4 protein-coding genes and 1 pseudogene are annotated in these 6,842 nt (G+C 63.0%); 2 read left to right on the top strand and 3 right to left on the bottom strand.

Features of this window, described 5'->3' with window-relative positions; all coding sequences use genetic code 11:
• From PSV33_RS19380 to PSV33_RS19370, 3 genes and pseudogenes are all read right to left on the bottom strand, one after another.
• Positions 1-590: pseudogene (locus PSV33_RS19380) on the bottom strand (RNA polymerase-binding protein DksA); the annotation flags it as partial.
• A 735-nt stretch (positions 591-1,325) separates the two neighbouring features.
• Complete coding sequence (locus tag PSV33_RS19375; RefSeq protein ID WP_300517975.1) at positions 1,326-2,381, bottom strand: GTP-binding protein; 1,056 nt, start codon at positions 2,379-2,381, stop codon at positions 1,326-1,328.
• Between the two features lie 242 nt (positions 2,382-2,623).
• Complete coding sequence (locus tag PSV33_RS19370) at positions 2,624-3,805, bottom strand: class I SAM-dependent methyltransferase (protein WP_300564329.1); 1,182 nt, start codon at positions 3,803-3,805, stop codon at positions 2,624-2,626.
• 280 nt (positions 3,806-4,085) lie between these two features.
• On the opposite strand from PSV33_RS19370, the gene PSV33_RS19365 reads away from it, so the two are divergent.
• Complete coding sequence (locus PSV33_RS19365; RefSeq protein WP_300564327.1) at positions 4,086-4,604, top strand: RcnB family protein; 519 nt, start codon at positions 4,086-4,088, stop codon at positions 4,602-4,604.
• A 181-nt stretch (positions 4,605-4,785) separates the two neighbouring features.
• Positions 4,786-6,522 carry a 7TM-DISM domain-containing protein gene (locus tag PSV33_RS19360; RefSeq protein WP_300564325.1) on the top strand — a complete coding sequence of 579 codons (1,737 nt, stop codon included), beginning with the start codon at positions 4,786-4,788 and terminating at the stop codon, positions 6,520-6,522.
• Positions 6,523-6,842 lie beyond the last annotated feature (320 nt).

Here is a 6,842-nt window from a genome sequence, read left to right as displayed (position 1 = left end):
TAACCGTAGTCACCGGAGTCAATGCGGGCGATCGACTGCTCGATTTTCTTGAGCAGCTTGCGCTCCCGGTCACGTGTGCGCAGCTCGAGAGCGTGTTCTTCCTCGATGGTCGCGCGATCGGCAGGGTCCGGCACGACCACGGTGTCTTCCCGGAGATGCTCGGTGGTTTCACCGGCGCTGTTGTGGATGTCCTGCTTGAGCAGGGACAGCTTGTGCCGGAAAAAGGCCAGCTGCTTGTCGTTCATGTACTCCGAGTCCGGCATGGCCTTGACTTCTTCGTCCGTCAGCTCCTCGCCCTTTTTCGTCTTCCAGTTGTTGGCAAGCTTGGGGTCCTTTTTCGCCGCCACGTGCGGGGGCGGTGCGATCACGCGCTCGGCAATGGTGGAGTAGCTGGCTTTCGCAGCGTCGGGGGAGTGGGTCGGAATCATGGGCGCGGGCGGCGGTGCAAAAGAGGAGTTCCGCAGGGATGCACGGCGTCCGGGCTTCAGGGCCGGCGTCTGCAGCGGAGCTGGCGCCGCAGCAATGCTGGCGGGGCTGGGCGGGGTTTTCGCGGCGGGGACTGCCGCCGTTTTGGTGATCGTTTTGATAATGACTTTTTCTTCAGGTTTGGCGGGGGCCTTGGCCTTCACGGACGGCGCGGCCGGCTTGGTGACAGGTTTGGCGGCTTTGACCGCGGGTTTAACAATGGGCTTGGGTTTGGTCGCCCGGACAGGCGTGGCAGATTTGACGGCCTTGACGGTGGGACGGCTTTTGGCAACCGGCGCAGGCTTTTTCGCAGCTGGCGTGGCTTTTTTGGCGGGCACCGCTTTGGGCTTGGCCGTTTTGACCACGGGCTTGCTCACCACCTTGGCCTTGGTTTTGGGTGCGGCTGGGGCCGGTTTTTTCACTGCGGTTTTCGACGCCGCAGGCCTGGCCGCCACCTTGACGGCGGGTTTGGGTTTGGCGCTGCTGGCTGACGTGGCTTTTCCCGCGGACTTGACCGCCACCTTGGACTTTTTTGTTTGAGCTTTCACACTGGGTCTCCTCGTGGAGGCAGCTTCGGGATGGTCCCCATGCTGACTCCGGGTCAGGCTGACTTTTGTCAGCCCAACCTTGTCTTTTACCTGATTGTCTGGTTTGTTCGCCGACGCACCTGCCATTTCAAGGCCAGTACTTACCCTGACTTCCCCTGTCTGCCTCTTTGCCGGCGATGACCGGCCAGGGGAGTCGGCGCGCGATTGTAGCGGCTCACCGGGTCGCTGGGAGGCCCGAAAGCCTAACCGTTGGAGAATGGAGACAATCATGAGGCCCTCCCGCCTTTCAAGGCAATGTGTGGACAGCCTACCTCAAACCAGACACTGCTCCAGGCCCTGGAGGAAAATATCTTTCGGCAAGTCGATGCCGATAAAGACCATCTTGCTGTTCTTCTGCTCACCTTCCGCCCAGGCCGGTCCGAGGTCGCTGCCCATCAACTGGTGCACGCCCTGGAAAATCACCTTGCGCTCCGTGCCCTGCATGTTCAGCACGCCCTTGTAGCGCAACATGCGCGGGCCGTAGATGTTGACCACGGCACCCAGAAAATCCTCGAGCTTGGCCGGGTCGAAAGCGCGCTCCGAGCGGAACACAAAACTCTTGACATCGTCGTCGTGATGGTGGTGATGGCCATGCCCATGGTCGTGGGCGTGCGAGGGGTGGTCGCAATGTTCACCTTCGGCATGGTCGTGCCCGGCATGGTCATGCTCGTCGGCCTTGAGGAAGTCCGGGTCGATGTCGAGCTTGGCATTCAGGTTGAAGCCGCGCAGGTCGAACACGTCGGCGATCGCCACCTCGCCGAAATGCACCGCTTTCTGCGGTGCGCGCGGGTTCATGTGTTTGAGGCGGTGCATCAGCGCCTGGACTTCATCGGCCGCCACCAGATCGGACTTGCTGATGAAGATCTGGTCGGCGAAACCGACCTGGCGGCGAGCCTCCTGGCGGTCATTGAGCTGGGTGGCCGCGTGTTTGGCGTCGACCAGGGTCAGGATGGAGTCCAGCAGGTACTGTTCGGCGATTTCCTCGTCCATGAAGAAGGTCTGTGCGACCGGACCGGGGTCGGCCAGGCCGGTGGTTTCAATCACCACGCGGTCGAAGTCCAGCAGGCCCTTGCGCTTCTTGGCGGCCAGCAGCTGCAGGGTTTCGCGCAAATCTTCGCGGATCGAGCAGCAAATGCAGCCGTTGTTCATCTGGATGATGTTTTCCTGGGTGTCGTTGACCAGGATGTCGTTGTCGATGTTTTCCTCGCCGAACTCGTTTTCGATCACGGCGATTTTCTGGCCGTGGGCTTCGGTCAGGATGCGCTTGAGCAGCGTGGTTTTGCCGGAGCCCAGAAAGCCGGTCAGGATGGTCACGGGAATCAAACTCATGGTGTCTGCCTAAAAAAAAACAGGAAAAATACAGGAAAAAGAGGGTGCGGTGGACCGGTAAAGGTGGGGAGTTTAGTCGTCAACGCAAGGCCCTGAGGCGCACATTGACTCCCCACGGGGCCTGCCAACCCACTGTACAGGCCGTGTCAAGCCTTGTGGCGCCGGTGCGCATTTTTTGCTCCGTTATTGATAGCTGCCTGCGCCCGTCCAGTAAGGGCTGTAGCCACTTTTTATCCGTGACTTCATTTTTTGAGCAGCACCAGCCCCTTGAGGTACTCACCCTCGGGAAAACTCACGGTCATCGGGTGGTCGGGCGCCCCGCCCAGGCGCTCGGTGATGAAGGCATCGACCCCGGCATCGGTGCCGGCAGACGCCACGATCTTGTGAAACAGGTCGGCGCTGATGCCGCCCGAGCAGGAGTAGGTGAACAGCACACCACCGGGCGCCAGGATGGACAGCGCAATGCGGTTGATGTCCTTGTAGGCGCGTGCGGCGCGTTCGGCGTGGGCCACGGTGGGCGCAAACTTGGGCGGGTCCAGCACGATGGCGTCAAAAGTCCGGCCTTCCTTGTGGAACTGCCGCATTGAGGCATTGACATCGGCGTCGAGCATGGTGGTGCGGCCGGCGTCAAAGCCGTTCAGCGCCACATTGGCCACGGCTTTTTCAATCGCGGGGCCGGACGAGTCGATCGAGGTGACATGCGCCGCGCCGCCGGCCAGCGCCGCGACGGTGAAGCCCCCGGTGTAGCAGTAACAGTTGAGCACGTTCTGGAAATGCAGGCGGCGCGCATGGTCGGCAAATTTGCGGCGACTGTCGCGCTGGTCCAGGTAAAAACCGGTCTTGTGTCCGGTGGCGATGTCCAGGCCCAGCTGCCAGCCGTGTTCGGTGATGACGAGTTCGGTGGCCCCACTGCCGGCCAGCCAGCCGGTCGCCTCGGGCAGGCCTTCGAGCGAACGCACACTGGCGTCCGAGCGCTCGTACAGGCGCTCGAGGCCGGTCTCCTGCAGCAGCGCCTCAACAATCACACTTTTCCAGCGCTCCACCCCGCAGCTTGAAAATTGCGCCACCAGGGTGTCGGCGTACCGGTCCACCACCAATCCGGGCAAGCCATCGGATTCACCATGAATCAACCGCACGCCGTTGCTTTGTATGTCAAAACGGCTTCTAGCCCTTATGGATTGAGTGATACGTGCTACAAAAAACGAAGCATCGATACGTTCGGTCTCGACAAAACTCCAGACGCGGGCGCGAATCTTCGAGCTCGGGCTGAACGCCGCCCAGCCGAGGAACTGCCCGTCGTGCCCTTCCACCCGCACGGTTTCACCCGCGTCCGCGCCACCACGGGCAATCGCACCGTCAAACACCCAGGGGTGGCGCCGCAGCAGCGAACGTTCCTTGCCTTCTCTCAGCCGTATTGATTTCATGCGCCTATTGTCGCGCCAGGCCTGTCCGATGCCCGAAAAGGTGCAGAAGCTGGTACAGCTGTCCACACCGATAGCGACTACGCGCTCCGAACCGCGCCAACAGGCCCGCGCGTGGTGGCGCGCGGCCTGATGGCACCCGGGCTTGGACACTCGAAAGCCGGCAGGCGTCAGACTGATCCACAAGCGCGCTTTTGTCCTACAAACAACAGTCAGCCCGGGTCAAGACTGAAACGTTAAGTTTCCACAAGAAACATTCTTGTTCAATATTCAGGAGCAAATCATGACCCGTTTCAACTTGTCCAGTCGTCTCATCGCGCTGACCATCTCCGCCCTCTTTGTAGCCGGCCCGGTTTTTGCCAAAGGCAATGACGAAGACCACGGCAATGGCAAAGGCAAAGACAAACACGGCGAGAAATACGAAAAAAAGCAGCAAAAGGATGCGCAGAAAGCCGACAAACGGGAACGCAAAGAGATTGAACAAGGCAAATACTTCAACGACCAGCAACGCACCTACGTCCGCGAGTACTACACCACCCACTACGGCCCGGGCAAAAAATGCCCTCCGGGCCTGGCCAAAAAGGGCAATGGTTGCATGCCTCCCGGCCAGGTTCGCACCTGGGTAGTCGGCCAGCCGATTCCTCGCAACGTGACCGTTTACTCAGTGCCGCAGCCGGTGATTGTGCAGCTGCCGCCAGCACCGTACGGCTACCGTTATGCCCGCATTGGCGGCGACATCGTGCTGGTGAAGCAGCAAAACAACCTGGTTGTTGACATCATCCAGGGCCTGTTCGGCGGCTAAAGCGCCCCGGCCTCGTGCAGTTCAGCAGCTCGGGCTGACTGCACCCATTTTTATCGCCCCCGCAGCCGCTGGGCCGGCGCCGAGATGGCAAAGCCGCAGTTGCAGCACCAACCGTTCTGCAGGTCCTTGAAGTTCAGCCGCCCCGTAACAATCGATGTGACGAATTTGCGACAATGCCCGGATGTTCGCAAGTTCCAAGTCGGCGTGGGCGCTTCGCGCGAAGGCACTGGCGCTCGCCCTTCTCTTTCTGCTTGTGGCCGCTGCCGTGCCAGCGGCTGCACGCACGGTGCTGGATCTGGATGCGGACAGACAGCCGGTTGCGCTGGCCGACTGGGGCGACTACTGGATAGACCCGCAATCTCGGCTCGGGGTTGAACAGGTCGCCACCCAAAGTGACCTCGGCTGGCAGCAGACCCCGGCGCGCGGCATTTACCCCCTGCTGCCCGGCCAGTCGCTGTGGATCCGTTTCATCGTGCCGCCCGCGCCCGACATGGAGCGCTGGCTGCTTGAAATTCCCTACCCTGCGCTGGATCGCGCGTCACTGTACACGCTGGACAGCGCCGGGCAATGGATAGAGCAGCGCGCCGGTGACCTGACACCGGTCAACCAGTGGCCCACGCCGCATCGCCACCCCCTGCTGGTCGTCAACTTCAATGCCGAGAACCCGACGCATTACATCCTGCGCATTGAAAACGCCCAGGGTTTCAGCGCGCCCATCCGCTTTGTCAGCTCGGGGCACCTGTTGCGCAGCGAGCAGCAGGTGTCGCTGTTTCTGGGCGTCTATTTCGGTCTGGCGCTGCTGGGCTGCATGGTCGGCCTGGCCGGCGCTTTCTGGCTGCGCGACCGGGCCTACCTCTACTACGCCGGATGTTCCGCGCTGATCGGGCTGACGCAGGTGGCCATCACCGGCGTGGGCGGGCTGCACCTGTGGCCCGACTCGCCGGTCTGGACGGACCTCTCGCTGGCGGTGCTGGCCACCTGGATGCTGGTGTCGCTGCTGCTGCTCAATGCCACCGTGGTGTCGCTGGCGCAGCGCTCGCGCATGCTCAACCTCCTGGTGTGGGCCGCATCGCTGGCCGGTGCCGGCCTCTCGGTCGCGCTGGCGGTCACCGACAGTGCGCTGCGCATCACGCTGATAGTGCCGTATCTGGTGCTGGTGCCGGTGTTGATGGTGACGATCGATCTCTGGGCCTGGCGACGCGGCGACCGCTTCGGCGGATGGCTGCTGCTGAGCGGCGCCCCCTTTGCCCTGAGCCTGGCGCTGGCCATCGCGCGTTACCTGCAATGGCTGCCCCTGAGTTTTGCCACCGAGCAAGGGGTACTGGCCAGCATGGCGCTGCAGATGCCGGCCATGCTGGTGGTGCTGGTCCTGCGCAGCCAGCAGCGCCGCGAGAACAGGCGCAGGATCCAGGGGCTGGACCGGGTCGACCCCGCGACCGGCCTGATCAACGAGCAGGTGTTCGTCGAACGCATGACGCGCATGATTGCACGCTCGCAGCGGCTCAGGCACCAGGGCGCCGTGCTGATGATCGACCTGGTCAACAGCGATCAGATCCGGCGCGACTTCGGGCGCCGGGCTGCCGAGGAACTGCCGCTGCGCGTGGCCGAGCGGCTGTTGTCGACCGCGCGCGAAATCGACAGCGCGGCGCGCTTGGCGGAGCAGCGTTTTGGCATGCTGGTGGAAGGCCCGTTTTCTGCGGAAGAGGCCGCCACGCTGGGCCCGCGCATCGTGGCCCGTTGCCTGATGCCCTTCAAGGGCCTGCCGGAAGACTGCGTGGCCCAGATCCGGGTGGCTTATGCGCTGGTGCCGCGCCAGGGCCCGACCGCCGAGATCACACTGGCTCGCCTGGCGCAGAAACTGACCGGTGTGCCGCCGCAGAGCAAACGCGCGGTGTTCCTGCTGCCTGATTACAAATAAAGCCCCCGGTAATAAGGCCCCCACGTTCGCTCGCTGCGCGTAGCTCTCTGCCCCCCGAGGGGGCGCTGCGCCTGCGGGTCGGCAAAGCCGGACCCGCGGCCAGAGGTAAAGCCCCCACGCTTGTCGCTTCGCGTACTGCGCTGCCCCCCGAGGGGGCGCTGCGCCTGCGGGCCGGCAAAGCCGGACCCGCGGCCAGAGGTAAAGCCCCCACGCTTGTCGCTTCGCGTACTGCGCTGCCCCCCGAGGGGGCGCTGCGCCTGCGGGCCGGCAAAGCCGGACCCGCGGCCAGAGGTAAAGCCCCCACGCTTGTCGCTTCGCGT

This window comes from Polaromonas sp., assembly GCF_029945895.1.
In the GTDB taxonomy this organism is placed as follows: Bacteria; Pseudomonadota; Gammaproteobacteria; order Burkholderiales; family Burkholderiaceae_C; genus Polaromonas.
This window is presented reverse-complemented; position numbering and strand designations above follow the sequence as displayed.

Bases quoted from the DNA above. Each gene is read 5' to 3' on its own strand.
- PSV33_RS19370 (WP_300564329.1), bottom strand. From the start codon at position 3,805: ATGAAATCAATACGGCTGAGAGAAGGCAAGGAACGTTCGCTGCTGCGG.
- PSV33_RS19365 (WP_300564327.1), top strand. From the start codon at position 4,086: ATGACCCGTTTCAACTTGTCCAGTCGTCTCATCGCGCTGACCATCTCC.
- PSV33_RS19375 (WP_300517975.1), bottom strand. From the start codon at position 2,381: ATGAGTTTGATTCCCGTGACCATCCTGACCGGCTTTCTGGGCTCCGGC.
- PSV33_RS19360 (WP_300564325.1), top strand. From the start codon at position 4,786: ATGTTCGCAAGTTCCAAGTCGGCGTGGGCGCTTCGCGCGAAGGCACTG.